The organism is Actinobaculum sp. oral taxon 183 str. F0552, assembly GCF_000466165.1.
Lineage (GTDB): Bacteria > Actinomycetota > Actinomycetes > Actinomycetales > Actinomycetaceae > Peptidiphaga.
Genome location: NZ_KE951439.1, coordinates 58,903 through 85,053, shown reverse-complemented (window position 1 = coordinate 85,053; position 26,151 = coordinate 58,903). Strand labels below are relative to the sequence as shown.

Sequence of the window (26,151 nt, the reverse complement as noted above, 5' to 3'; positions counted from 1 at the left end):
GGGGCGCCCCGGCGTGGAGGGGCGTCCCGTCCTCTTCGGCCGGGCGGCTCGTGCGGACCGCCGCCCGGCCCTCAGGCTTTGCCGGTGGGCAGTTCGGCGACCATGTCGGAGGAGGGGCGGCGGGAGCCGGAGCTGGGCTCGTATGTGAGCATGACGGCCTCGCCGTCGTCGGGCATGCCGTCGAGGAAGGTGTAGAGGCCCTTGGAGCCGGCGCGGTACATCCCCATCGACTTCGTCTGCGCGCCCTTGACGAGCCACGCCTGGATCGCCTTGCCCTCGGGGACCTTCATGCCGCCGGGCATCACGAGCGCCGCCGAGTGCTCCCTGTGCGACCACACGAGGCGTATGACGTGCCCGTCGGCCATCCTGTGGTCCACCGACCGGTAGTCCGACGCCTGGTTGAGGGCGTTGAAGCGCGTCTCCTGGGACATCCCCCGCATCGTCCAGGCGTGTCCGGCGGCGAACCCCGCGACGAGGAGCGCCACGGAGGCCGCCGCGGCCATGACCCTGCGAGTCCAGCGCCTGCGCGGGATCTCGACGACCTCCGCGCCGCCGGCCTCGCTCCCCCCGGCCGGCCCGTTCCCGTCGGCTCCGTCTTCCGGGCCGTCGGCCGTCGCCGGCCCGCTCGCCCCGCCCTTCCGGTCCTGCTCCGTCGGGGTCTGCGGCCCGCCGGGGTCCGACAGGGCGGCGACCCGCGCCATGAGGGCGTCCTTGACGCCGGGCGCGACGGCGGGCTGATCCCCCGCGAACGCCATTTCGCCCAGGATCTCCGCTTCGGGCGTTCCGAATTCGATCCGATCGTTCATGTCCCCTCCAGCGCCCCGCGCAGATGCGCGATTCCGTTTCTGACGTGGGTCTTCACCGTGCCGAGCGGCATGCCGAGGGCCTGCGCGGCCTGTCTGTGCGTGAGGGCCCGGAAGTAGACCGCTTCGATGCAGGCCCTCGCCGGCGCGGACAGGCCCGCCATCGCCCGGGACAGCTCGTCGCGCTGCTCGCCGGCGGCCACCGCCTCGGCGACGTCGTCGCGATCGACGTCCGGCCTGTAGGCCGACCTCTCGCGGTCCCGGCGGGACTGGCTCGAACGGACGCAGTCGATCGCGCGGCCCCGCGCCATCACGGCGAGCCAGGCTTTGGCGCTGCCCCGGGCGGGGTCGAAGCCCGGCGCCCGCCTCCACACCTGCAGGAAGGTCTCCTGCAGGACGTCCTCCGCGTGAGCCTGGCTGACGACGATTCGCCTGATGAGGGCCAGGAGATAGCCGGCGGTCGCGTCGTACAGTCGGGAGAAGGCCTCCTGGTCCCCTTCGCCGACCGCGCCGATGAGGCGTTCCAGTTCGCCGCCGGACGCCGGATCGGAGGTTCGTGCTTGCACGGCCTCAATCGTAACGGCCACTCGCTCTCACCCGAACGTGAAGGAGTGGAGGTGGACCCCGCTGGAGGCCTCGACCTTCAGCGTCCCCTCCTTGCGGCCGTCGCCCGGAAGCAGATCGACGGCGTTGGGGGTGCCGCTCACCTTCTTCGTGTAAGTTTTGCCGGCGAAGGTGTAGGTCACCTCTCCCTCGCCCGACGCGACGAGGTACACGCGCCTGGCGTGCAGGCCGAGGCGCACCTGCGCCGATCCCCGCGCGGGCGTGATCGACTCCGCCCCCGCGTTCCACGCGCCCGCGAGGTTGAAGGTCCCCCGCTTCGGCTCGCCCGGATCGCCGTAGTCGGCGGTCCCTTCCCTGAGCTGGGGCCGTCCGGCGTAGTAGGAGGCCCGGGAGGGGAACAGGTAGGTCTCCGGGTTGGTCCTCTCGGCGGGGGACCCCGCCTTGCCGTCGCGGGCCCCCGACTTGTTCTCGGTGAAGACGGGATCGGGCAGCTTGACTCCCGGGTTCTGCTCGGTCAGCAACCGGCGGATGAGCTTCTCCGCCGTGGCTTCGCCGCCCTCGCCGTAGTGGATGTGGCGCACCTTGCCGGACCCGTCGACGAGGTACTGCGCGGGCCAGTAGTGGTTGTCGAAGTTCTTCCACGTCCTCAAGTCTGAGTCGACGGCGACGGGGTAGGTGACGCCGAGCTTCTTCGCCCCTTCGCGCACGTTCTCCGTCACCTTCTCGAAGGCGTATTCGGGCGAGTGCACGCCGAGCACCTGGAGGCCGGCGCTCTTGTAGGTCTCGTACAGTTTCTTGATTCCGGGCACGGAACGCTGGCAGTTGATGCACGAGTATGCCCAGAAGTCGACGAGGCGCACCCCTCCCTTCGGGACGGCGGCGTCGAGCGGCTTGCCGCCGGGCGTGTTGAGCCAGGCGGCGATTCCCTCGACGGCCGGCTGCTTCCCGCAGTCTAGGAGGGTGTCGGCGTCGGCCTGGCACTCCTGGCCGCCCTTGTTGAGGAGTCTGTCCGTGGACTTCTGGAGCGAGGATGTGTAGTCGGGGATCAGGCGCTGCAGGGCCGCGGGCAGGTTGAAGGCCAGTCCGGCGGACAGCCCGAGCATGGCCACGCCCGCGCCGATGCGGATGCCGCGCTGGTGCTTGCGGTACCCCTTGACCCGTTCCGTGACTCCGCGGCCGGCCAGAGCGAAGAAGAAGAGGGGGATGGCGGCGCCGGTCGCGAAGGAGACGGCGAGCACCACGGTGTCCAGCCCGATCTGTCCGGTCGATCCGGCCACCGTGATCGCCGTGAGGACCGGGCCCGCGCAGGGGACGTAGGCCGTGCCGAGCAGCAGGCCGAAGACGAATCCGTTGGACCGCTTGCCGACGTTCCTGTTGCCGAGGTATCTGAAGGGCTTCTCGAGCCATTCCTCGAACGTCGGGAACATCAGGGCGATTCCGATAACCGCCAGCAGGACGATGCCCATCCAGCGGATGAAGTCCTGCGGCAGGCCGAGGAGCGAGAGCAGCGTCGAGCCTAGAAGAGTGACCAGCGTGAAGGAGACCACCAGTCCGAGGGTCACGAGGAGCGGGTATCTGCGCGAGCGCGAACGTTCGTCGCCGGTCGCGGCGCTGGTGGCCCCCGCGAGGAAGATGATGGGGAGCATCGGGAGGATGCACGGCGATATGCCGGTGATCAGTCCGCCCAGTAGTCCGATGAGTGCTTGAGAGAGCATGATGTCCTTCCTTGGTCTGTCGCCACCGGTTCGGCGCCGACCGCCCCATGGATGTGTGCAACATTTCACACATCCATGGGGCTTTCCGGCTCCGAATCACTGCGCGAGGGGCAGGAAGCGCCTGCCCATGAGACAAAGGAGACCCATCGTGGCCCGCAAGACCTTCCGTTCCTCCGCTCTGGCCGCCGTCGTCCTGGCCGCCGGCCTCGGTCTGGCCGCCTGTGGCAGCGACGACTCAGGCGACAAGCCCTCCGAGGAGTCGAGCACCTCGCAGACGTCCGGCGGGAAGGTGAACGACAAGAAGATGTCCGACGGCAAGATGAAGGACGGGAAATCTGACACCGGCAAGATGTCCGACGGCAAGATGTCCGACGGCAAAATGAAGGATGGGAAGTCGGACAACGGCAAGATGTCCGACAACAAGATGAACGACAAGAAGATGTCGGACGGCAAGATGTCCGACGGGAAGACTTCCGGCTCGGACGCCTCGGGTGGCCGAATGGGAGACGGCTCGTCCAAATAGTTCAGCAAGCGGACCGGGCGTTCGGATGGGGCCGAGAGACGGCCTCCATCTCGGCCTCATCCGAGCAACACCCACACATTCCCGGCCTCACCCGGACACCACCCGTCTCCATCCGCCCGGCGACGCGGATCGCCGCTCCCGGCAGCCGCATTGTGAGACGGATGTGTACCCGGCCTCTTCCCTCACTATGATTTGCCGGTTAGTGAACGGGAGCCTCCGGCCGAGGCCGGGGCTCCCCCGCCCACGAGCGAAACAGGTGGCCGTACATGTCTTCGTCAGCGCGACAACCCGATATCGCCGAGCCCGGCATCGCCGAACGCGAGCAGTGGGGAAGCCAGGTCGGCTTCCTCTTCGCCGCGATCGGCTCGGCCATCGGCTTGGGCAACATCTGGCGCTTCCCCGGCGTGGCGTACGCCAACGGCGGCGGAGCCTTCATGATCCCCTACATCGTCGCACTGCTGACCGCCGGCATCCCCATCCTCTTCCTCGACTACGCGCTCGGCCACCGCTACCGCGGCAGCGCCCCGGCGGTCTTCCGCCGCGTGTCGCGCAAACTGGAATGGCTCGGCTGGTGGCAGGCCTTCATCTGCTTCGTCATCATGACCTACTACGCAGTCATCATCGCCTGGGCGCTCAGGTACGTCCTCTACTCGGTGAACGTCGCGTGGAAGGGCAGCCCGGGAGGCGCGGGAGCGTTCTTCAACAAATCGATCGGCGCGTCGGACGCTCCGGGGTTCTCGGCATCGCCGGTGTGGAACGTCTTCGTCCCTCTGGCGATCGTCTGGGCGCTCATGCTCCTGGTCATCGGGCTGGGCATCACGCGCGGGATCGAACGGGCCAACAGGATCTTCCTCCCGCTGCTCGTCGTGCTGTTCGTCGCACTCGTCGTCCGCGCGCTCCTCCTGCCCGGAGCCGTCAACGGCCTGAACGCCCTGTGGTCTCCCGACTTCCACGCCCTGCAGGATCCGAAGGTGTGGATCGCCGCCTACGCGCAGGTCTTCTTCTCCCTGTCGGTTGCCTTCGGCATCATGCTCACCTACTCCAGCTACCTGCGCAGACGCTCCAATCTGGTCGGCACGGGGCTCGTCGCGGCCTTCGCGAATTCGTCCTTCGAAGTTCTGGCGGGTTTCGGCGTCTTCGCCACGCTGGGTTTCATGGCCTTCGAGCAGAACGTGAACGTCGCCGATCTCGACGGCCTGACGGGCGTGACGCTCTCTTTCGTCACCTTCCCGACGATCATCGCGCAGATGCCCGGCGGCGCGATCTTCGGCGTCTTCTTCTTCGTCTCGCTGGCCCTGGCCGGCTTCACCTCGATCATCTCCGTCATGCAGGTCATCGCCGCGGGCGTCGGCGAGAAATTCAAGCTCAGCCCGATGAAGGCCTCGCTCGCCGTGGGGATTCCCGGCGCCGCCGTCTCCCTGGTGGTCTTCGGCTCGGTGTCCGGGATCAAGGCCTTGGACGTCGTAGACGCCTACATCACCCAGATCGGGGTGGTGGTCTCAGCCGTCTTCGTCTGCTTCTCCCTGGCCTTCGCGGTCCGGCGCCTGCCCGTCCTGCAGCGCCACCTCAACGTGGTCTCCGAGGCGGGCGGCACGATCGGGGCATGGTGGCGCCTGCTCGTGGGCGTCGTGGCCCCGGCCGTGCTGACGTACATGCTCGTCGACACCATGGTCGCCTTCGTCTCCAACCAGTACAACGGGAAGGACTACTCGCGGGCCTTCGAGAACGCCTTCGGGTGGGGCAGCATCGCGGCCGCCGCGGTGGGGACGCTCGTCATGACCTGGGCCCGGTGGAGGAGCCCCGTCGACGACTTCACGCCCGTCGATCTCGACGAGTACGAATCGGCCCTTCGCTCCCGGCGTCGCCGCGCCGTGGGCGCCGCTTCGGCCGTCGGCTCCCGCCGACCGACGGACCCGCAATCGCCCGGCGCCGACCGGGCGGATCGCACGCACGCGAACGGAGGCGAATGATGCAAGGCTCGGCGATCGTCCTCATGCTCATCAGCACCCTCGTCATCTGGGGCGGGCTCGTCGCCTCGGCTACGGCGCTCGTGGTGCGCGGACGCCGTGAGAAGCGCGAACAGCACGAGAGGGCCATCCGCACGGTCCTCCACGACGCGGGGCTCGATCAGGGCTAAGGGCGGCGTCGGCTGGCTGCGGCTGCGACGTCTCGTGCGCCTGGTCGCAAGCCAGCCGGCCGCCAGGCCTCAGGCTCTGGAGCCGACAGCGGCGCCGAAGCTCTGCGCCACCCGGTCGACCCTGTCGAGCAGGGACTGCGTCGTCGAGGCCTCTCCATCGGCGCCGAAGCCCCGGCGCCGACGGGAGCCCCGGCACCGACGGGCGATGGAGTCGAGTCTGTCGAGCTCTTTGCCCACGGAGTCGACCCTCTGCGAAACGCCCGCCGCGATCTGGGCGGCGCCCTCGGGAAGCTCCCCGGCGCCCGCTCCGCCGTCCCACAGCATGAGCAGTTGGCGCGGGATCGCGATGAACTCCCTCGTCTGCTCTATGTAGTCCGCGGTCTCGGCGACGAGCCGGCGCTGGGTGTCGGCCTGGCTCTCCATGTCCGCCAGTCCCCGGCGGATCGCGCCCGCGAGCATGCAGATGGCGGAGGCCGCCGCATCGGCGTCGGCCCCCTCGTCGACGAGCTCCGCGATGAACTGGGCTGTCATCGTCGTGTGCAGGCGCGCCAGAGCCACGTGGAACCGCGTCTGCGCACTGTTCGCGTCCAGTCTCGAGAAGACGTCGTGCAGCCTGCCGACCGGCTGGGCGACGATCTCCTGCATGTGGATCCACACGTCCAAAAGCTCGGCGAGGGAGCGGCTGCCCGGATCGGAGCGATCGAGCCTATCGAGGGCGTCGGCCGTGAGGGTCTCGTCATCCATCTCCCGCTCCAGGCTCTCTCCCGCAGTCCGGAGGGCGCCGGACAGATCCGCGAGCGCGGAGGACCGCTCCATCCACGCGTCGAGCTCCCGGGCTACGCCCTTGACCTCCTCCAGCGCCTCGCCCAGCGTCCCGGCGGCCTCGGGGCGCTCGGGCAGACCGCCGGCCAGCTCCTCCCGCCGCGCGACTTCCGCGAGGAGCGCGGCGCTCTGCAGTTCCTCGTACGAGGAGATGCCCGCCTCGCCCAGAAGCTCGAGGATCTTTCCGGCGCCCCGGCCGGCCGCCTCGTGGCGATCGGCGCCGTCGAGGGAATCCTCCAACGCCTTGGCGCCCTCGTAAGCCGACAGAGCGGTCTGCAGGAGCTCGTCGACGGTGGGGCGGAACCCGACCGAGAGATAACCCCCCTCGTCCAAGGGCGTGATAGCGGCGAAGACGTCGTATTCGGCGCCGTCCGCGGCCAGGTTCCGCATGTAAGCGGCGAAGGGTCTGCCGGCTTTCAGCGTGTCCCACATCGTCCGGAAGGCGCCTCCCGGCATATCGGGGTGGCGGATGACGCTGTGCGGAGCGCCGACCAGCTGCTCGCGGCTGTACTCCGACAGCTCGACGAAGGCCCTGTTCGAAAAGCCGATGACGCCGCGCTCGTCCGTCGTCGAGAAAAGCATCTGATCCACGCTGACTTCACGCGTGGCACCGGTGAATACGTTCATATTGCTCACGAAATCGCTCCTGACTGAGACGCCGACCGGAACCTGGAGACCCGGGCCCGGACGAAGCTCGAATTGAAAATATGCGATGAATGGTGGCGTTTATCACGATCGGGCCGATTGGCCGGCAGAAAATCCCCTCTATGCGTGTTCATTCATTTTTCGGCGCTTTCAGAGCGCCGTCCGGAAATAGAGAATAGATGATCCGTTTTGCCTGTCAACGAGGAACACGCGGGTACCATTACCCCTGGTCGTCGTCGCGCTCCGCATGTACACGCCGCCTCACCTGGATTCCGGTGGAATCCAGCCGATCCCGGCTTCCGAACGCCGGAGGCGGGTCCATCGGCCGGCATCCGCCGGTCGACGGGCGTCTCGCATGCTGGACGGCCGTGCGAGAGGTCTTTTCAAGGGAGTTAGGCATTGCTAACCTTTCCATACCTCAGCGATCCGTTCCCTGAGAGGCATCCAGCACTACCGTACGGAGGAGGACCATGCGGACCCGCATCTCACGCATCCTGACAGCCGGCATCGTCGCGCTGGCTTCCATGTTCCCCGTATCCTGTTCGTCTCGCGGCGACGGCGCATCGTCGGGCGGTCCGGAGGCCTCCGGCGCTTCGGCCGGGCGATGGCCCCGCGAGATCAAGCACGAAAAGGGCACCACCGAGCTGAAGAGCAGACCCAAGCGGATCGTCTCGACGTCTCCGAGCGTCACCGGGAGCCTGCTGGCCATCGACGCACCACTCGTCGCCACCGCCGCGACCACCCCCTCCCCCATCACCGATTCCAAGGGCTTCTTCTCCCAGTGGGCCAAAGTCGCCGACAGGCGGGGCGTCAAGTCCCTCTACGGGAACCTCCAGTTCAACATGGAGGCCATCGTCGCGGCCGAACCCGACCTCGTGGTCGTATCGTCCTCCGGCGCCGACTCGGTCGCCGACCACTACGCGGAGATCTCGGCTCGCTTTCCCATCGTCGTCGTGGACTACTCCAAGCAGGACTGGCGGAAACTGTCCGTCCAGCTGGGCGAGGCGACCGGTCTGGAATCCAAGGCCAAGAAGGTGACGGCCGACTTCGACCAGTACGTCAGGGACGCCAAGGCGAAGATCAAGCCGCCTGACGGCGACGTCTCGATCGTCTCGTTCAACGGCGCCGGCGGGCAGAACCAAGCGGTCGGCAAGAGGGAGGGCCCGCACGCCAAACTGCTCGAGGCCATGGGGTTCACAGTCGTCGACGCCCCACCCGGTCTCGAGACCCGCAGGCAGAAGCGCTCCGACTTCGCCTTCGTCACCTACGAGAACCTCGCCAAGGCGATCAAGGGCAAGAGCATATTCCTCATCTCGGCCAGCGACAAGACCGTCGCCGGTTTCCTGGCCGACCCTCTGCTGGCCAATCTTCCGGCCGTCCAATCGAAGCGGGTCCATTCCCTGGGGCCCACTTCGTTCAGGATCGACTACTACTCGGGCAGGCAGATCGTCGACGCCGTGGTCAAGTCGTTCAATTGACGACACACCCTTCGCATGGGATCCCGGCCCGGCGGCGGGCCGGGACGAGCGCGCGGGGCTCCCGGCGGCGGCTCGTCGCGCTTGCGGCGCTGTGCCTGGCGCTGGCCACGCTGTGCGCAGTCGGCATGGCCGTCGGCTCCCGGATCGTCCCCCTGCACGAGACGTGGAGCGCCCTTTGGCATTACAGCCCGAAGAACGGCGACCACGTTCTCATCCGCCAGGTCCGCATTCCGCGGACGGCCATCGCCGTGGCGGCCGGTTCCTGCCTGGGTCTGGCCGGAGCCCTGACCCAGTCCCTGACCCGCAACGCTCTGGCCGAACCGGGCACTCTGGGGGTCAATCACGGGGCGGCGGCGGGCGTGGTCGTCGGCCTGTCCGCATCGGGCGGCTCGTCGATCCTCGTCTACACGTGGTTCGCCTTCGCCGGCGCGGCCGCCGCGGGCCTGGTCGTGCACCGTCTGGGTCGGGCCAACGAAGCGGGCGAGAATCCGACCCGCCTGGTGCTGGCGGGCGCCGCCCTGTCCATCCTGCTGGGTTCGACGACCACCATCGCCATCCTGTCCCGGCCCGAAACGGTCCACGAGTCTTTCCGGGGGTGGGCCACGGGCTCGCTCCAGGGCCGGGGATGGGAGAGCCTGTGGGTGGCGCTCGCCTGCCTGGCCGTCGGCGCGTGCATCGCGGCCATCGTCGCCCGATCGCTCGACGTCGCGGTCCTCGGACGGGACGCCGCTCGGGGCCTCGGCGCGAACACGCGAACGACGTGGGCCCTGGCGAACCTGGCCGTCGTCGTGCTGGCCGGCGGTGCGACGGCGGCCGTTGGCCCCGTCGCCTTCGTCGGCCTGGCGGCCCCGCACATCGCTCGGACGGTCGGCGGCCCGGGTCATGCCCGTCTGCTGCCGATGTCGGCCCTCCTCGGGGCTATGGCGTTGCTCACGGCCGACGTCCTCGGACGAGTCGCCGACTACCCGGACGAAATCGGGGCGGGAGTGACGGCCGGGCTCATCGGCGCTCCGTTCTTCGTCGCACTCGTACGCAAAGGGAGGATCGCGGGAATATGAGGACCGAGCTACGCATGTCGTGGGGCCGGGCCCGATTGCGGATCGAGGCTCGAAGCCTCGCCCTGGCTTCGGCCCTCCTCGCGCTCCTCCTCGTTCTGGCCTGGCTCTCCCTGTCCTCCGGAACGATTCGTCTGAGCGCCGGCAGGATCTGGGAGGCACTGGCGGGCGGTTCGCCGGACTCCGCCGACTCCCGCATCGTCCTCGGCCTCCGCCTCCCGCGCGTCGCAGCGGGGCTCGCGGTCGGCCTCGCCCTCGGGGCGTCTGGGGCGGCTTTCCAGTCGATTTCGCGCAACCCTCTGGGTTCGCCGGACGTCATCGGTTTCACGACCGGCGCCGCCACGGGGGCCGTCGTCCACATCGTCGTCTTCGGCGCGAGCGGGCGCGCCGCTTCCGCGGGAGCGATCGCCTCGGGCATGGCCACGGCCCTCCTCGTCTACTGGCTCGCCCGGGCCGACCGGCGCACCGGCAGCTACCGGCTGATCCTCGTCGGCGTGGGCGTCAGCGCTTTCCTCGGCGCGCTCAACACGCTGATCCTGGCCCGGGGAGACATCGATCTGGCCGTCCGGGCGCGGGTATGGCTGTCGGGGTCTCTCAACGCGGTCACCTGGGAGGGCGCCGGGCCCACGATCGCCGTCGTAGCCCTCGTCCTGCCGGTTCTGGCGGGCCTCGCCCGCCGGCTCGACGTCTTGGAGATGGGCGACGACCAAGCCAGCCAGCTGAGCGTCCGCCCCGAGAGGCTGCGCATCGCGGCCATGCTCGCCGGCGTCGTGCTCACGGCCTCAGCCGTGGCCGCGGCCGGTCCCATCGCCTTCGTCGCCCTCGTCGCCCCGCAGGCGACCGCCCGGATCACCCGCGCCAGTCGCGTCCAGGTCGTGCTCTCGGGGCTGACGGGCGCGGTCCTGCTCATGTCCGCAGATTTGCTGTCGATGCGTGCCCCCGTGCAGCTGCCCCTTCCCGTCGGCCTCGTGACGGGGCTGCTCGGCGGCGTCTACCTGCTCTTCCTCCTCGCGAGGTTCGAGGATGTCTGACGCATCCGACCCGCGGACGGCGGGTGTCACGCCCTCCTCACCCCTGATCGGGCGGGGTCTGAAGCTGGCATACGGGCACCGCGTCGTCAGCGCGGACCTGGACGTCGAGATCCCCCGCGCTTCGTTCACCGTCATCCTCGGCCCGAACGCATGCGGGAAGTCGACGCTGCTCCGCGCGCTCGCGCGCCTCCTGGCTCCGGTGGAAGGCCAGGTGGTCCTCGACGGCCGGGAGATCGGAACGTACCCGTCGCGGCACGTCGCCAGACGCCTAGGCCTTCTGCCCCAGTCCTCGACGTCGCCTCCGGGGATCACCGTCGGGGACCTCGTCGCCCGCGGTCGCTTCCCGCACCAGACGCTGCTGCGCCGATGGTCCAGCGAGGACGACGACGCCGTTCGGCGGGCCATGGAGGATTCGGGGGTGGCCGATCTCGCCGATCGGCAGGTCGACGAGCTCTCGGGCGGTCAGCGCCAGCGGGTCTGGCTTGCGCTCGTCCTGGCCCAGCAGACTCCGCTCCTGCTCCTGGACGAGCCAACGACGTTTCTGGACGTCTCCCATCAGCTGGAGGTCCTCAACCTGTGCAGGCGGCTCCACCGTTCGGGCAGGTACACTCTCGTGGCGGTGTTGCACGACCTGAACCTGGCCTTCCGGTACGCCACGCACCTCGTCGTCTTGAAGGACGGTCAGATTCGGGCGACGGGTTCCCCGTGCGATATCGTCACGCCGGAGCTCGTGGAAGAGGTCTACGGGATCCGCTGCACCTGCATTCCCGATCCCCACACGGGCAGGCCGCTGGTCATTCCGCTCGACGAAGAGGAGACGCCCGTGCCGGACGCCGCCCGCGGCCCGGCCCCGGAGGCCGGCGAAGGCTGCGCGCAGTCGGCTCCGGCGCCCGGTACGCGAGACCGCGAATAGGGGAAGGACAGACGGATATGGATCCAGAGCAGACCGCTCCGGCAGCGGGCTTGCCCGCCGGGGCGCTGGCGAACGCGACGGCGGACGGACCGTGACGCGCCCTGCGGGCGCACCCTCTGCGAGAGGGGCGGAGTTCGGCCCGCCCGGCAGGCACCGCGACCGCCACGGCCGATGGCATGCCGAGCGCGCGGCGGACGTCCCCCACCCCGTCGCCCGCATGCCCAGGGTGACCGGGCCGCTGGAGGAGGCGTGGATGGCCGCCGGCGGCGATCCCCACTGTTCGCGTTTGCGCGAGGATCTACTGGCCACGGCCCTGTACGCGGAGAATCCGAGCATTACCGAGAGGGGCGGCCTGAGTCCGGGATCGGGTCCCTCGACCTGTCTGTACACGTGGACGATCGTGGACTCGGCCGCCACCGCCGTGGCCTTGTGGACGAACGCGGTCTTCGACGAGCGCTCCCCCGAATGCAACGAGCTCACCAGGCTTCCCGGCTCCGATCTGTGGACGATCACGCTGTGCCTCCCGCGGGAGTGGAGGTCGTCCTACCGCCTGGCCGTCTGGCGGGACGCCGTGCCTCCGCCATGGCGCGTCGTGAAGGGACGGCACGCCAGCCGCAGGGCGGCGATCGCCTCGGGCGGCCCCGATCCGAGGGCGCGCTTGAGGATCGCCTTCCCTTCCGGCGGCTCTGTGAGTCTGGCCGCCGGCCCCGACGCGCCCGCGGATCGGTGGGGCGTCGGGCTGTCCTGCGCCGAGGAGCCGTCGTCCCCAGCCGGCGGGCGGCCGGCCGGCGGGTCGGAGGGGCCGCCCCAAAGACCCGGGAAACCGGATGAGGACCCCACTCGGGCTTCAGGGGGCGCCGTCCGCGCTTCAGGGGGCGCCGTCCGCGTCAAGTGCGCCTCCCGCGTCTTCCCTGGCGGCGTCTGCCCACGAGAACGCGTCGATCCCCCACGCGGTGGCGTGGATCGCCTGTCGGTCGACGGCACGCGGGCGTGGATCTACAGGCCTCCCCACATCCGCGGCGTCCCCGCCCTCCGAGATGTTCCCCGTCCCGCCCGGCCTCCGGACGATCCTGCGTCCAGTGCGACCCCGCTTCTCGTCCTCTTCGACGGGGACATGTGGGCCCGTCGTCTGCACCTGGGCGACGCCCTCGACCGAGCCATAGCCTTAGGTCTGCTGCCGCCTCTCCACGTCGCCATGCTCGACTCCCTCGACGTGGAGACCCGGTGGCGTACCCTCGGCGTGCCCGGGGGACACGTCGACGCCGTCCTGGACGGCCTCCTTCCGCACATCCGAGCCTGCTACCCGGTGAGCGCGCAAGGGGCCGAAACGATCGTCGCGGGGCAGAGCCTCGGCGGGCTGTCGGCTCTGTGGACTCTGGCCCTCGGCGAGGGCACGGTGGGGCACGCCATCGCCCAGTCGCCGGCGCTGTGGCGGTTCGACGTCGCCGAGCCGCTATTGGCCGAACGGCGCTGGGCCGGAGCGGACATCCAGGCGGGCGCATACGAGACCGAGACTCTGGCCCTCTCCACAGGCCTCGTCACGACGCTGAAGGGTGCCGGACGCCGGGCGAGGCTCGCAGTGGCCTGCGGCGGTCACGACTGGGCGTGGTGGAGGATCGGCCTGCTCGACTCACTGGCGGACATCCTCCACCCATGCGGAGGCCGGTAAGCGGTTAACACGGCGTTGGAAAGCGCGGTAGCACGGCACCGCTCACGTCCCGTCCTCCGCTTGAACGCCGGGGTTTCTTCCACGCCGCATGAGCGGTGTGGAAGAAACCCCGGCCCTACCGCATCCGGCCGACCCATCGCTCCGCTGGGCCACTGAGCTGGAAGCCAAGGCATCGGGCCATGGAGCCTTGCAGCCTTCACACACCTATGCGCCCCTTCGTCCGATCGCTTCCCGTCACTCCCCGGTGCCGTGGAACACGGCCTCCAGATTGTGCCCGTCCGGGTCCAGGACGAAGGCTCCGTAGTAACCGGGATGGTAGTGGGGGCGTTCGCCGGGAGCGCCGTTGTCGGCGCCCCCGGCCGCGAGTGCGGCACGGTGGAAGTCGTCCACCTGTTGGGTCGACTCCGCCGTGAGGGCCAAATGGACGGGCGTGGGGCTCTCCGCGGGCACCAGCCAGAGGTCGGGGCCGGTCTGGGCGCCCAGGCCGTACATGCCTTCGAACTCCATGAGGACCCGATACCCCAGAGGGGCCAGAGCCGACTCGTAGAAGGCCCGTGAGGCCTTCGCGTCACTGACGTTGAGGGAAATGTGGTCGATCATGCTCCATAGCCTAATCCCGCCTTCCACCATTTCCGCTCCACTCGCCCGGAGTACAGGCTTCCACCGGCCCCGAGCGATGGGCCGGCCGGAATCGAATCCAAATTCCGCATTCCACAAGCGGATCGGATACCCGACGGCCAGCCACAGGATATGGCGCCGCCGGGCTCCCCGTTCGGCGTGTTCGTTCCCGAATCCACTGGTGCGAACTGTAGCATCGTGACATAATGGTGGCACGATGGGGTCGCATCAGGATCTTCACCTCCTGCGTGTGACGTCGGGATTGTCGTCCAAGGCACCCCCCGAATCTCCTATACACCCGAACGCTCACCCCTCCGCTCCGCCAACATATCCGACCCGCGCAAGCGGAGAATCCTCATACCTCACGTGTATTACGCATTCTCCCGTACAGGAAGGAAATGCAATGATAGCCATCACACTTCTGGTGGGAATATTATTCTGGATAGGTGTAGATATTTGGGCCGGCACATCATCCAGATGGTATAGCGCAGTAAAATTGAATCCGAATATGTACTCCGATGATTTCAGCGTTCTCGTGCCTATTTACGGCAAAGTCAACTACTTGCAGAACGTTGGCTTCCTCCAGGACTATGGCAGGCGCGTCGTCCTCTGCACCACATCGGGCGAATCCGCCGACTTCTACCAGAAACTGGAGGCAATCGCCGAACGATACGGGTTTCGGATCTTCAAAAGCACCTACACTTCACGCTCCTCCGGACGCAAGCGAAGCACCAGCGGCGTCACCAGAGACACTATAGTACGTGACGCTTTGAATCTAGTCGACCTCAATTCATACACAATATGCCTGGATGCTGACACGACGACCGAAGAACCTCTGGAAACGATTATCGGGTCATTCGCTCACAGCGGAGGCGATTTCGCTTCCGTTCGAATTGTCACGCAAACTGACGGGCCGGCCATCGTTCAGATGCAGCGACATGAATACATCATCAGCATGCGCGTCAGGAAGATTATGCCTTGGCTCCTTAGCGGCGCCTTTCATATCGGAAAAACCAACGTGATGAGGCAGATCATGCAAAGGCATTCCCTCTTCTTCCAGGGAAACGACGTCGAAACCGGAATAATCGGGGACGCCATGGGGTTCAAAGCCGTGCACATCCTAGCCACCGTGAACACGAACGTCCCCGACACCTTCCGGGGATGGTGGCGTCAGCGAATCGCTTGGAGCGGAGGGGCGTTCAGGCTCTTCATCGTCAACTTCAGATTCATCTTCCGCCATCCCTTCCTCTGGGCGTACAGCGGAGTCGTCGTCATATTGATGTTCGTCTTGCGCTGGTTCGCCATCTTGACTCCCGGCTGGACTCTGCTCTTGGCCCTGTTCATATACTACATCGCCATGATATGGCTCCATTGGGACGATGGAAGCAAGTGGCTTATATTCCAGCCCGTCTACTCTCTCTTCGTCAGCTTGATCGTCGTCCCCATCGGCATCCTCTACTACTTCGTCATGGCCATTCCCGAACGCAATTTCGGATTCATACGCGTCAAGCGAAAGGCACAGGCACTCACCTCCAGTCCACAGAGTTTCTCAACAAACTTGGATCGTAATGTGGACATCGTCAATACTTCACACGTTCTCTCTCAGCTGTGAGTGAAATGCGTATTCTGATGTCGAATATACATATGAATTCCAACTCCTGTTGCGGTAGGCGCGTGAAAACCAGCGAACACGCAATTCGCGGTTCGCATTAACCGAACACATATGAAGAGGCGATTCTCGTGAAATCACTTTCAACTGCATTCCGCCACATCGCTCTGGCGTCGGTCGCATCCGTCTGCCTGGCCCTTCCCCTCGGCTCCGCCACTCAGGCCGACACGGGGACGGGCGCGTCGGGATCCTCCACAGCCCCAGCCGCATCCGACGGCTCCTCGTCGTCCACGGAAGAGGTCCACCCCACGGGCGTCGACGCGAACGGCAACCGCCTGTCCGATCTCCAGCTGCGCAAAAATCCCTCTCTCCGCACGTATTCGGGGAATGCCGCCGGACTCTATCCGATGAAGCGGACTGGCGACTCCCCCGACAGCGTGATTCCGCCCGACCAGCGCACACGCGTCAACCCGACGACCGGATACCCCGACCGGGCGATCGTCTACATAACGAAGGACGACAGGCACCACTGCAGCGGCTGGATGGTTTCCGCCGACACGCTCGTCACGGCGGGCCACTGCCTCTACAACAGGGGTGGGAAGGCGTGGTACACGAATCTGAAGTTCTTCCCCGGCGCTAACGGCAACGTTCGTCCTTACGGATTCGCGACCGCCACTCAACTGTGGACGGACGTGAATTACACTCGCTCCGGTGACACCCGGCAGGATTGGGGTGTGGTGAAGCTGAACAGACGCATCGGCGATACCACAGGATGGTTCGGACTTCGTTGGCAGGCTCAGACCTACAATGGGACGACGGCCACCGTCCGCGGTTACCCAGGGGACAAGCCGCACGGTCAAATGTGGACGATGTCGGGAAAGATCGAGGATTCGCAGCCGAACAAGCTGTGCTACTCGCACGATACCTTCGGCGGGCAGAGTGGTTCGCCCATCTATCTGAGCAACAACACCGTCATCGGCATCCACACCAACGGAGTCAGCCGGTTTGGCCTGTGCCCGAAGAGGAATGCGGGGACTCGGATAACGCAAGGCCTCTTCTCCGTCATCCTCAACATCGCCCGCTAGCCTGTGAATCCTGATAGTCTGCCGGCATGGAACGCATCCGCACGAACGCCAGGTTGAGGCACGCCCTGCTGCTGGGCGCCAGCCTGTTCGCCGCTGTGTGCGGTTGCGCGAGGGAGGCGGGGCCGAGCCGCGACGCTTCACCGCTTCGCAGTGGCGCCCCGTCTCCCTCCTCGCTCACATCACCGCAATCTTCACCCATGTCATCGCCATCCTCGCCCATGTCACCGCCATCCTCCCCGCTCACGTCATCGGGTCATCGCACGGTAGTCAACGGCTCAGTGACCGACAAACAGGGGCGGCCAGTTTCAGGCTGCTCGATCGACGACGAAGGCAGGACCACCGAGGAAGCCATCGTCACCGGCCCCGATGGCCGTTTCACCCTCTACAAGTCGCCGGGCACGTACAAAGTCACGGTAGTCTGCCCCGGCACGGCGTACCGTCGCACAACGGTGAACTTGACGGTTCCCAGCGGCGATCGGAAAGCGGGAGTCGACTTCACGATCACTGTCGAACCGACATAGCGGATTCCATGCTTGAATCGAGTCCATGCGTAGAAAACCGTAGACGCAGGCGTTTTACGTGTCGTATCCTTCAAAGGTGGAAATGGACGGGTCTGAACAAGCGCAACGTGGGATTCCCGAATCCGGAGGCCGTTCTCTTTCTCCGAGTACGGCCTCGCGATTCGTTCGCGCCAGATTTTCGGCTTCTTCGCATTCGTGGGCGCTGAAGCTCTGGAGGGTTGCCGTACTCCTCACCGTTGTCTTCCTATTCAGCTCGGGCTGTATGCTTCTCATCGTCGTCGTCTCCGCGCCAGCTGCGTTTTCCGGAGAGTATCGCGCCCCAGCCGCCTATGTCTTGGCCGTCGCCAACGTGCTTCTATCCCTGAAGCTATGGGTCCGCGCGGACCCAGCGTATCGGAACAGAACACTGAATGGCTACGGCGACCTCTTCGCCCTCGACCTCGTCGCCCTGGTTGCAGGGGCGATTTTCTACTCCCTTCTGTCACCCAGAGAACTCCCTTCCGCCGCCTCGAGCTCCGAATCGGCAAACTTACTCGTTCGACTGGCGATCGCGCTCCTAGTGGCCGGTTTCATCTCCCTCGGCGGTCTGGGAATCGTGAATGCTGGGAGCGGAGTTCACATGTCCGAAGGGAGTTCGGGCGCATCCGTTCGCAGAATCAGGCACGTCGCTTCCAGGGCGGCGGTGCGAGTCCTGGCGGGGACCACGGCCATCGCCGTCGTGTGCGGCGGGGTCGCCATCGGACGCATGCGTCTCACGTCCAGCTCGAAACTGACGTGGACGACGTCCCACGCCTCAACGATCGGAAAGAAGAGGGTTCTCGATATCGTCCAGGCCGCATCCACCACCGTCACTGTGTCGAGCACATCGGGGCGTGTGGTGGTCGAGGGCCTGGACTCCAGCAAGGTAGGCGGCAAAAAGGCGGTTTGGCGGTGGGAATCGAAAGCGCAGATCTACGGGCAGCTTCCAGTCGGCGGAGCGCCGCCTCGCGGTGAGCCCAAAGAGCTTCTGGCTGTTTCCCCAGACGGACGCTATGTGGGATTCCTCATCGCCCCTTCGGTAGTCGACGGGAAGCATTCCCACCAGGCAAAACACTATATTTCAGCGAATATCTCCGCAGCGACCGGGCCGTCAACCGTTGTGGTCCTGGATTCCCGCGACGGAAAAGTAGTCAGAACGTTTCGCAGCGAGGAAAGAATCGCTCGGCTCGCTGTGAACGACCAACTTGTGGCCGTTGAGACCTTCTCACCCGCTTCCCTGGATAAGACGGCAGTCATCGCCTACCGTCTCGACAATGGGAGGCGGGAATGGAAGCAGTTCCGTTCGGATTGGCTCGCCGGCCCGATTTCCCAGGGCTTCGTCACAGTCCCCCGTCTTGCCCATTGCGACGCACGTCTGTATGCGTGTGGCTCGACTTCCCTCACCCTCATTTCCAATCGCAATGGTTCGTCCACCATTAAAGTCATGCATGCGATGCCTTGGATTCCCATGTACACATATTCTCCGAACGGCAATGGCGGTATCGAATTCATGGGGAAAACGACCGCCACCGATTGGGTTGTTCGCTTCATTGATGAGATACCCCAAAAAAATATAATTGAACAAATGACTCTCGATGAAATGATAGAACTTAAAAACAAATGGTCTAAACTGCCTAGGGAAATTTACAATATGAAAACTGGCCAGAGGGTAAACGCTAACGGGAAAAGAATTGAACTTATAATGTTAACCACTGGCCCAGCTATCGGATTGAGACCCTTCAACCTAGAGAAGGGATTGGGGAAACAACAGCATGATGTTGCGATTGAACGGTTAATCGATGTGAGCACCGGTCAAGATATTCCGATTGAAAACGTCAGAGCAATCTATGCAATCGCTATACATGATGAATATATATCTTTAACTGACGTAAACTTGAAGAAAATGGATAAAGAATGATTTCATATTTTAGTAGCAAATTCCATGTCTGGAAATATTGCAAGTTCAAAAAACTAGATATTTTTCGTGGTTTATATTTTGGCTCCTCTTTAGCCTCTTGCTTATTGATTTGTATATTATTTTTCAATCATGGTCTCAATTTGCAGGTAAAAGTTCCTTCAGGTAGAGTGGTTATTCTTCTTGTATGTGCCGTGGTTCTTGCGACTCCATGGATTTTAAGGGTCCGGCGTCCTCGAAGGATTCATTTCGCCGCATTCTTCATATGTTTATTCTACCCAACATGTTTTCTATGGTATAAATGGCTTGATATATTTGTCTCAACAGGTTTCAGCATTCATTTCCTTCTGCTCCTCACAGCGACAGCCCTATCACTTGGTCTGGCGGTGACCTCGCGAGTATACTTGAAGTTCCAGCACCATCGCTCATCTGCCAAGCAAACGAAGGACGTGAGAAAACAGACCGCGCCTTTTTCCATGTCTCAAGTAAAGCGGATCGTGTCTCTTTTCCGTCGCCGTCATATCGACAAGCTTGCCGCACGTCTCCGAAGGGAGATCGAGGCCCTCAAGCACTTTCCGAAAATGGGGATCGCAGCATCCTTGGCTCTGTGGGCATTCTTGCTCGCCGGGATTCTCGGACTTCCTCATGTCTACGTTCCCGTTCATACGACGACCGCGACTCCGATCGCAGCGCCGAAACCCATATCCGCCGTCAAAGGTGAACGGACGTGGATCAGAAACTTGACAGGTCGCCAAATCGACGTCAAGGCGGGATCTCGAGGCCCCATCGTTCTTCTACAGAAACGGCATAGCGTGGAACTCGTCGGCATCAACGGCGCATCGGGAACAACCGCCTGGTCCTACCGCAGAGACAAGGTTAAGCCTGGCGGTAATTGTGAAGGAGAAATAAGTCGTTATCGAACGATATCCACCATACCGTGCGGTATTATAACCAGCCCAAACAGGCGATACGCTGCATTCGCGGTTTTCGCTGCGCAGAATTCAAAAGAATATGACCTAGCATCTGTTGTCGTTGTCGATACTAATACTGGCGCTGTTGTCATCGAACGGCCTTACAATGGAGCTCAACTTACAGATCACATTGCTTATATCGGCAAGGAAGGCATCTCCCTGAGAGACGGTAGCACCCTGTGGGAAAACACCACCGAGGCAAGTGGCCAATACTGGGGTTCCGTCGGGAGTTCCGCGTTCGTCACCAGATTCTCATGTCCGAATGACAGATATAAACCTACCTGGCCTTCGAAAGTCTGTGAGGTTCGGATGGCCAGCGATTTACATCCTTCCACTACCCACGCGATCACTAATGTCCTTTTCTTTGATTCTGATACCGCAACTCCTTATATTAGAAACGGATGGCTTGTCAGACGTATTGATCGAGACAATAAGAACAACATACGATTGAAAAACAGTCCCCATCACGATCTCGAAGCTGTGAATGTCGACAATGGTGCAATTGTTCATTTGGGGAATAGCGCACGAACACTTCCGCCCGCCATAAGTAATATCATTGTTTTTTATTTTGAAGACAAAGACAGTACCCCGCCTAGAATAGTTGGCCTTCCCGAAGGGAAAGATTTAATCTCTTCTGCTACATTTAAAGAATATGAAAAAAATATAGTGAAATCTCTTTATCCTACGCGAGATATTTTTTCCGTAAGATGGAATGATCAGCAGAATAATGATGCGATATCGCCAAAAATTGTCCTCACTCGACCAGGATTCACCGAATCGGTCAACGTGTCCGTTCCCTTACAGTTGATTCGCTACAGCCCGGATATCGGCCAGGAAAGCGATAGATGCCTCGTGGCTATCCCGACACCAGGTTCTTTGGTCGTTCCCATACCGGTTAATGCAAATTATTCTTACTCTAATGTAATCTCTGACCGTACTATTCTAATTGGCGTAAGGTAATATTCTCCCTATCCTCATGTGACCGTTCCAGATCTCCGACGGAACAGGGATTATGCCCGCAGCCATCCCAACCATCTGGGCACCTTGGAGGAATATTCGGCGTATTCTTCGGGAAAAGTACGGCGCAGCGCCTCCTCCTCGGCCGGGATCTGCAACCGGTCGATGAGGAGTGCGAAACAGGCCGCGGGCAGCCACGCCCATGGGCCGCGTAGAACGGCGTGAGCTGCGAGGATTCCCGCCATTGCGACGTACATGGGGTTGCGCGTCACGCGGTAGACGCCGTCCCTGACGAGGGCCCGCGGGCGGTCGACGTCGACCGGATCGGCCGAAACCCCCGCACGGTAGAAGCGCATCGACGAACCGAAAAGGAATGCCAAGCTCGCCAGAGCAAGCGGCAGGGCAAGCGTCCACTGCCACCATCGTGGGCCGGGCGGTGCAGCAGGCAGAAAGGCCTGTGCCGCCAGACCGAACACCATGAGGAACATCGGTGGGATTCTGGGCATCGCTGCGTTTTCCGTCTCTGTTTCTTTCCGAATCCCTAGCCTAGCAGCGCAGCCAGCGCTTCCGAATATCCGGCTATCTCCGTCGACTCCCGCATATGGCGTTCCCTCCCGCTCGCCCTGCGTCTTCGCTAGTATCGGCCCCATGGCAGTCCATCCGAATCCCCCCGCCTTTGCGCGGCGCGCTCTGCCCATTCGCGAGCGCGTAATGCTCCAACCTGAGGAACCGCCAGTCTGCGCGTGGCAAGCCAGCGATGCCCGTGCCTTCGCCGGCTATGTCCTCTCCCTCGCCGGGGCGCACTCCGACCGCCCGGGAATCGTCGCGGTGGACGGCCGCGGCGGCGCCGGCAAGACCACGCTCACGTCGATGCTCGTATCCGCGTCCCCCGGCGCGCAGGTGCTGCACATCGACGACGTCGACTGGAACGAGCCCCTCTACCAGTGGGATCACCTGCTCGTCACGGCGCTCGGCGAGTTGCACAGAGCCGGTTCCCTCGACTTCACGCCTCCGGCGTGGCACCGCCACGGGCGCGAGGGCTCCGTCGTCGTTCCCGCGGGTGCGCCGTTCGTCATCGTCGAGGGGACGGGCGCGGGAATGCGCGCGGTCGTCGACCTGATCGACGTGCACATATGGGTTCAGACCGACGACGGCGTGGCCGAGGAACGCGGTATCGGGCGCGACACGGCCTTAGGCGTGAACGGAGACGCCGAGGAGACGATCCACTTCTGGCATTGGTGGATGGCTGGCGAGCGTTCCTTCTTCGCCGCCGACCGCCCCTGGGAGCGCGCACACCTCATCGTGTCGGGCGAACCCCTTCCCGGCCTCGCCGCCGGCGAGCTCGCCTGGGCGGAGGGCCCGCTTCGCTGACGGCGACGCTCCGGCGCCCGGCCCTTCGGCATTCCCGCTCCTCAGGCTCTCCGATCCCCGGCGGCCAGCGCGCTACGGCTTGACGTACGCGTATCCCTGCCGCGCATACTCGGCGATCGAGGGAATCGCCGCCGGTATCGGGGTCACCCACTGCGGCAGCGTCTTCGGATCGATCCCGTGGTTGGCGATGGAACGCGAGCAGACTTCGAAGGTGGCTCCGGCCTGCGCGGCGCGCTCCATGGCTTCGGTCCAATCGTTGTCGCCTTGCAGAACGTAGATCGCGGTGCCGTTGATCATGACGGAGACCCTCGAAGCCAGTCCGAGATTCGTGAGATTGCCGAGATTGCTGAGCACGGCGGGCCAGCGGTCAGCCGCGGAGACATGAAGGAGGTAGCGCGCATCCTCCGCGTATTCTTCGTTCATCTGTTCGTCCTTCGTTTCATCTGTCGCCTTTCGGCTTTTCCGCCATTTTCCCACAATCGCGTCGCCTAGGGTGGTGCGATGAGGTCGTCTCCTTCGGGTTGTGCCTGCCGCCCCACTGCGCGGGCCCGGCTCGCGGTTCTCGCCGCAACCGCACGCAGGCTTCTGTTTCACCCTCCGCGTTCGAGGAGTTCGCGGTACGGCGTCCATCCCACGGGGAGCAATCCGCCGATGCCCGCACGCCGTCGGTCGTCGGACGCCGACCAGCCTTGCGCCTCCACGGCCCCGGCTTTCCCGACTGCGCCTTGCGCTACGCGGAATCCGAGGTCCTCGAACGTTGTGTCGGGAGCGGTGCCGCGGCGGACGGACGCCCGCACGCTCCACTGCCGATCGGAGTACCCACCGCCGCGCAGCACGCGGTAGTCGCGGTATCTCGCGGGGTCGGCGAAGTCCCAGCACCACTCCCAGACGTTCCCGAGGGTGTCGAACAGCCCGAGGCCGTTCGGCGCCTTGCCGCGCACCGGCTGAGGCTCGTCGACGTCGTCGGCCTCGGTCCACGCGATCTCGCCAAGCGGCCCGTATGTCGGTCCGTCCGTTCCCGCGCGGCACGCGTACTCCCATTCGGCCTCGGTGGGCAGGCGGTAGCCGTCGGCGTCCACGGCCCAGTCGACGAAGCTGCCGTCCACGCGGTACGCGCGTCGGAGGCCAGCTTGGTCCGACGCCGCATTGCACCAGCCGATCGCATCGAACCAGGTCACGCCATGCACGGGGGTGTCGGGCAGCGCCGCGCCCGCGGGCTCGCAACGATGGGGGCCCGGCGTCTTCGGAATGGCGTCGGCCCTGACCGCGGCGTGCCGCCCGAGCACCGCAGCGTACTCCGCCTGCGTCACCGGAGCGTCGGCAATCGCGAAGGCCTGAAGTTCGAGGTCGACTCGCTCGCCGAGCCGGGCGTCGTGAAGGCGAACGGCCCCGGGAGGGAGGGTGACGAAGCGCGGCGTGTACACGGGGCAATCCTATCGATCCGGCAGCCACGGACTCGATGAGCCGACGGGCCCCGTACGGATGGCCGCATGAAGAACGGCTCCGGCTCGGTCGGCTCCGGCTAGACTCAACCATGCCGCTGCGAGACATTCAGGGCGTTCGGAGTCAGGGTTCAAGCATCGAGCCCGGCGGATCGAATCCGCCCGGTTCGCCGACTCACCACGGCCGGAACCGCCTCATCGCCCTCAGCCGCCCCATCGAAAGGACTCTCCGTGAACTTGAACGACGTACAGCAAACGCTCTTCTTCCCGCTGATGGGCCGCGCCGAGGCCGCGCGCCGCTGGCCGGACCTCTTCCCGGACCCCTGGGCGGAGCACGCGATGAGCATCCGGGAATCCGAGGGGAGCACCGCGCAGCAGCTCGGCGCTTTTCCAACCGCCGTCTACGGCCTGCGTCATCTGCTGACGATCCGCGAGATCAACGCCTATCTCACAGGCCACCCCGGTGCGGCGATCGTGAACATCGGCTGCGGGCTCGACCGCATCGTGCACGAAATCGTCGATCCCGATTCCCTCGTCTACAATCTCGACTTCCCCGAAGTGCTTCAGGCGCGTGACCGCTGGATCGATCCTCACGAACGCGAGGTCGCCCTCCCCTATTCGGCGACCGACCATCGATGGATGGACCACGTCGACGCCGGCAGAGGGCTCATCGCGATCGCAGCCGGCGTCTTCTACTATTTCGAGGTCGACGAAGTCAGAGCGCTCGTGCGCGAGATCGGCACGCGCTTCCCGGGCGGTCGGCTGTGCTACGACGCCGAATCCCCGAAGATGACCGCAGGCAGCGAGAAGAGCATCCACCGCAACGGTACCCCCGACGCGCGCATGCCCTTCCGGGTCAAGGACCCCTACAGCGTGCGGACCTGGAGCGATCGAATAGACGACGTGCGCATCGAGTTCGACTTCTCCTCCTACCTTCCCGGCCATTCTCGCTCACAGCTCCCACGCGGGATTCGCTTCGGCTTCACCGCCATGCGCCTGCTGAAGGGCATGTACGAGGTGGTCGTGACCTTCACAGGCAGCGCGACCTGACGCGATCGGGGGCATCGGCCTGCCCCGCAATCGGCGGCAAGGCCGGATGACGTCTCGGAGATTGACCGCAGAGGATGCGTCCCTGTTTCGACGGGATGGCTTGACTGCACTCCACTGCACTCCCCCGCGACGTGCCAGACTGAATCACAATACGAGACTTGATTCAGAAGGCGGTTCGTATGGCGAAGACACCTATGGGAGCGGCGATTGCAAGTGCCTGCGAAGCAGCCGGGCTCTCTCAACGGGCGCTTGGAGACCGCACCGGCATATCCCAATCGACGCTCAGCCGCATTCTCTCCGGCAAACGCTCAGCGAAGATGACCGAGATCATCTTGATGGCCGAAGCCACTGGATGCACAGTCGCGCAGCTGTCGGGAAATTCCGTCACCGAGAGAATTCAATATGCCGCGCGAACGACGAATAGTCCGATGATGGAGAGAATGCGCCAGCGTTTGCTTCATTTCATCGAACTAGACGCTTACCTGGACGATCAGGCGATTCCCGCAGTGTCTCGCTGATACCGCAATAATGAACCTGGAAGCTCAGGCCAAAAAAGCGGCGATCTCTTTCTGTCGCGAACATCGTCTAGGCTTACAACCGTTAGACGATCTCGTTGCGCTTATCGAACAAACTACCGGACACGATGTGGCTATAATCGATGCAGATCCCGACGAGCACGGGTTGACTATGCACGACCCAGATCGAGAAGTCACTTTCATTGGCATCGCCCGAACCCCTCATCCAATGCGGCAGCGCAGCACTTTAGCGCACGAACTTGCCCACGTGTTGTTCGAAGACTGGAATAGCCAAACAGAATTCGGCTCCCGCAGTCCACAAGAAATACGCGCAGATGCATTTGCACGTCATTTGCTTCTACCTGAAGACGGCTTAAGAGAATTGCTCGGGAATCGAAAATCCTTATCCACAGCCGATCTGTCCGCCGTCGTGCAAAGTTTTCTGGTCTCCCCGGCGATTGCCGCCATTGCTCTCTGCGAATGTCAATACATCGATGTTTCAATCAAAAAGCAGTGGATGGCGATAAACACACTCCAACTAGCTACGCAGTTCGGATGGAAAGATCAGTACGAGTCCCTCTAGGACGGTTCCAACCGCTCACGCGCACCGCAACACCTACTTGCGCGCGCAATTTCCGGCTACAGGGAAGGCGTCGTAACAGCTCAAGCCATCGCCACACTTAGGGGGGGCAGCGTCGAAAACGCAGTCGAGGAACTCTCAAAG

25 protein-coding genes are annotated in these 26,151 nt (G+C 64.2%); 17 read left to right on the top strand and 8 right to left on the bottom strand.

All coding sequences use genetic code 11. The features are described 5' to 3' along the window. Positions 1-71: 71 nt before the first annotated feature. The 3 genes from HMPREF0043_RS06875 to HMPREF0043_RS06865 are packed head-to-tail and all read right to left on the bottom strand — an operon-like array spanning position 72 to position 3,082. On the bottom strand, positions 72-806 hold the full coding sequence (locus HMPREF0043_RS06875; protein WP_021602267.1) for an anti-sigma factor domain-containing protein: 735 nt from the start codon (positions 804-806) through the stop codon (positions 72-74). Next, entirely contained in the window at positions 803-1,369 is a 567-nt protein-coding gene (locus HMPREF0043_RS06870) for a sigma-70 family RNA polymerase sigma factor (protein WP_084432375.1), read from the bottom strand. The genes HMPREF0043_RS06875 and HMPREF0043_RS06870 overlap by 4 nt, the downstream gene beginning before the upstream one ends. A gap of 27 nt (positions 1,370-1,396) precedes the next feature. Continuing rightward, on the bottom strand, positions 1,397-3,082 hold the full coding sequence (locus HMPREF0043_RS06865) for a cytochrome c biogenesis protein CcdA (RefSeq protein WP_021602265.1): 1,686 nt from the start codon (positions 3,080-3,082) through the stop codon (positions 1,397-1,399). Between the two features lie 148 nt (positions 3,083-3,230). Here HMPREF0043_RS06865 and HMPREF0043_RS06860 point away from each other — a divergent pair, with 148 nt between their 5' ends. The 3 genes from HMPREF0043_RS06860 (at position 3,231) to HMPREF0043_RS10765 (ending at position 5,742) form a co-directional block, all read left to right on the top strand. Then, positions 3,231-3,605: a hypothetical protein gene (locus tag HMPREF0043_RS06860; protein ID WP_156897545.1), complete on the top strand. Its 375-nt coding sequence runs from the start codon at positions 3,231-3,233 to the stop codon at positions 3,603-3,605. 266 nt (positions 3,606-3,871) lie between these two features. After that, a complete protein-coding gene (locus HMPREF0043_RS06855) occupies positions 3,872-5,575 on the top strand; it encodes a sodium-dependent transporter (RefSeq protein ID WP_021602263.1) in 1,704 nt (567 codons plus the stop codon). Beyond that, positions 5,572-5,742, top strand: a complete 171-nt coding sequence (locus HMPREF0043_RS10765) for a methionine/alanine import family NSS transporter small subunit (protein ID WP_021602262.1) — start codon at positions 5,572-5,574, stop codon at positions 5,740-5,742. Before HMPREF0043_RS06855 ends, HMPREF0043_RS10765 begins: the two co-directional genes overlap by 4 nt. Positions 5,743-5,811: 69 nt before the next feature. Here HMPREF0043_RS10765 and HMPREF0043_RS06850 read toward each other — a convergent pair whose 3' ends face one another. Then, positions 5,812-7,191, bottom strand: coding sequence for a PAS domain-containing protein (locus HMPREF0043_RS06850; RefSeq protein ID WP_021602261.1), 1,380 nt, complete (start codon positions 7,189-7,191; stop codon positions 5,812-5,814). Between the two features lie 488 nt (positions 7,192-7,679). Between HMPREF0043_RS06850 and fepB the strand changes: the two genes are divergently transcribed. The 5 genes from fepB (at position 7,680) to HMPREF0043_RS10250 (ending at position 13,355) form a co-directional block, all read left to right on the top strand. Further along, positions 7,680-8,687 (top strand): Fe2+-enterobactin ABC transporter substrate-binding protein, encoded by a 1,008-nt coding sequence (gene fepB / locus HMPREF0043_RS06845; RefSeq protein ID WP_021602259.1) that lies wholly within the window; start codon positions 7,680-7,682, stop codon positions 8,685-8,687. Beyond that, positions 8,684-9,745 (top strand): FecCD family ABC transporter permease, encoded by a 1,062-nt coding sequence (locus HMPREF0043_RS06840; RefSeq protein ID WP_232206071.1) that lies wholly within the window; start codon positions 8,684-8,686, stop codon positions 9,743-9,745. Before fepB ends, HMPREF0043_RS06840 begins: the two co-directional genes overlap by 4 nt. Then, the gene (locus HMPREF0043_RS06835) at positions 9,742-10,773 is read left to right on the top strand and encodes a FecCD family ABC transporter permease (protein WP_021602257.1); all 1,032 of its coding nucleotides are present in this window, start codon (positions 9,742-9,744) and stop codon (positions 10,771-10,773) included. The genes HMPREF0043_RS06840 and HMPREF0043_RS06835 overlap by 4 nt, the downstream gene beginning before the upstream one ends. Beyond that, a complete protein-coding gene (locus HMPREF0043_RS06830) occupies positions 10,766-11,686 on the top strand; it encodes an ABC transporter ATP-binding protein (RefSeq protein ID WP_021602256.1) in 921 nt (306 codons plus the stop codon). The genes HMPREF0043_RS06835 and HMPREF0043_RS06830 overlap by 8 nt, the downstream gene beginning before the upstream one ends. 91 nt (positions 11,687-11,777) lie before the next feature. After that, positions 11,778-13,355, top strand: coding sequence for an enterochelin esterase domain-containing protein (locus HMPREF0043_RS10250; RefSeq protein WP_156897543.1), 1,578 nt, complete (start codon positions 11,778-11,780; stop codon positions 13,353-13,355). 234 nt (positions 13,356-13,589) lie between these two features. Here HMPREF0043_RS10250 and HMPREF0043_RS06815 read toward each other — a convergent pair whose 3' ends face one another. Further along, complete coding sequence (locus HMPREF0043_RS06815; RefSeq protein ID WP_040318045.1) at positions 13,590-13,955, bottom strand: VOC family protein; 366 nt, start codon at positions 13,953-13,955, stop codon at positions 13,590-13,592. Between the two features lie 421 nt (positions 13,956-14,376). Here HMPREF0043_RS06815 and HMPREF0043_RS06810 point away from each other — a divergent pair, with 421 nt between their 5' ends. From HMPREF0043_RS06810 to HMPREF0043_RS11115, 5 genes are all read left to right on the top strand, one after another. Continuing rightward, positions 14,377-15,585, top strand: coding sequence for a glycosyltransferase family 2 protein (locus tag HMPREF0043_RS06810; protein WP_084432369.1), 1,209 nt, complete (start codon positions 14,377-14,379; stop codon positions 15,583-15,585). Positions 15,586-15,713: 128 nt separating this feature from the next. Continuing rightward, complete coding sequence (locus HMPREF0043_RS06805) at positions 15,714-16,667, top strand: trypsin-like serine peptidase (RefSeq protein ID WP_051317481.1); 954 nt, start codon at positions 15,714-15,716, stop codon at positions 16,665-16,667. A gap of 26 nt (positions 16,668-16,693) precedes the next feature. Further along, positions 16,694-17,188, top strand: a complete 495-nt coding sequence (locus HMPREF0043_RS11915) for a carboxypeptidase regulatory-like domain-containing protein (RefSeq protein ID WP_084432366.1) — start codon at positions 16,694-16,696, stop codon at positions 17,186-17,188. Between the two features lie 262 nt (positions 17,189-17,450). Then, a complete protein-coding gene (locus HMPREF0043_RS11120) occupies positions 17,451-19,124 on the top strand; it encodes a hypothetical protein (RefSeq protein ID WP_156897542.1) in 1,674 nt (557 codons plus the stop codon). Positions 19,125-19,570: 446 nt separating this feature from the next. Further along, positions 19,571-21,052 (top strand): hypothetical protein, encoded by a 1,482-nt coding sequence (locus HMPREF0043_RS11115; RefSeq protein WP_156897541.1) that lies wholly within the window; start codon positions 19,571-19,573, stop codon positions 21,050-21,052. Positions 21,053-21,102: 50 nt separating this feature from the next. On the opposite strand, the gene HMPREF0043_RS06790 is transcribed toward HMPREF0043_RS11115, so the two are convergent. After that, positions 21,103-21,537 (bottom strand): methyltransferase family protein, encoded by a 435-nt coding sequence (locus HMPREF0043_RS06790; RefSeq protein WP_021602246.1) that lies wholly within the window; start codon positions 21,535-21,537, stop codon positions 21,103-21,105. A gap of 160 nt (positions 21,538-21,697) precedes the next feature. On the opposite strand from HMPREF0043_RS06790, the gene HMPREF0043_RS06785 reads away from it, so the two are divergent. Then, entirely contained in the window at positions 21,698-22,420 is a 723-nt protein-coding gene (locus HMPREF0043_RS06785; RefSeq protein ID WP_040318041.1) for a uridine kinase family protein, read from the top strand. 72 nt (positions 22,421-22,492) lie between these two features. On the opposite strand, the gene HMPREF0043_RS06780 is transcribed toward HMPREF0043_RS06785, so the two are convergent. Both HMPREF0043_RS06780 and HMPREF0043_RS06775 read right to left on the bottom strand, forming a co-directional pair. Continuing rightward, the gene (locus HMPREF0043_RS06780) at positions 22,493-22,843 is read right to left on the bottom strand and encodes a DsrE family protein (RefSeq protein WP_021602244.1); all 351 of its coding nucleotides are present in this window, start codon (positions 22,841-22,843) and stop codon (positions 22,493-22,495) included. Positions 22,844-23,010: 167 nt separating this feature from the next. Next, a complete protein-coding gene (locus HMPREF0043_RS06775; RefSeq protein ID WP_021602243.1) occupies positions 23,011-23,844 on the bottom strand; it encodes a formylglycine-generating enzyme family protein in 834 nt (277 codons plus the stop codon). Positions 23,845-24,093: 249 nt separating this feature from the next. On the opposite strand from HMPREF0043_RS06775, the gene HMPREF0043_RS06770 reads away from it, so the two are divergent. The 3 genes from HMPREF0043_RS06770 to HMPREF0043_RS10755 all read left to right on the top strand — a co-directional run bounded on the left by HMPREF0043_RS06770 (position 24,094) and on the right by HMPREF0043_RS10755 (position 26,010). Continuing rightward, positions 24,094-24,912 (top strand): class I SAM-dependent methyltransferase, encoded by an 819-nt coding sequence (locus HMPREF0043_RS06770; RefSeq protein ID WP_021602242.1) that lies wholly within the window; start codon positions 24,094-24,096, stop codon positions 24,910-24,912. A gap of 179 nt (positions 24,913-25,091) precedes the next feature. Next, positions 25,092-25,430, top strand: coding sequence for a helix-turn-helix domain-containing protein (locus HMPREF0043_RS06765; RefSeq protein WP_084432363.1), 339 nt, complete (start codon positions 25,092-25,094; stop codon positions 25,428-25,430). A 10-nt stretch (positions 25,431-25,440) separates the two neighbouring features. Then, positions 25,441-26,010 (top strand): ImmA/IrrE family metallo-endopeptidase, encoded by a 570-nt coding sequence (locus HMPREF0043_RS10755; RefSeq protein WP_198010300.1) that lies wholly within the window; start codon positions 25,441-25,443, stop codon positions 26,008-26,010. Positions 26,011-26,151: the final 141 nt, after the last annotated feature.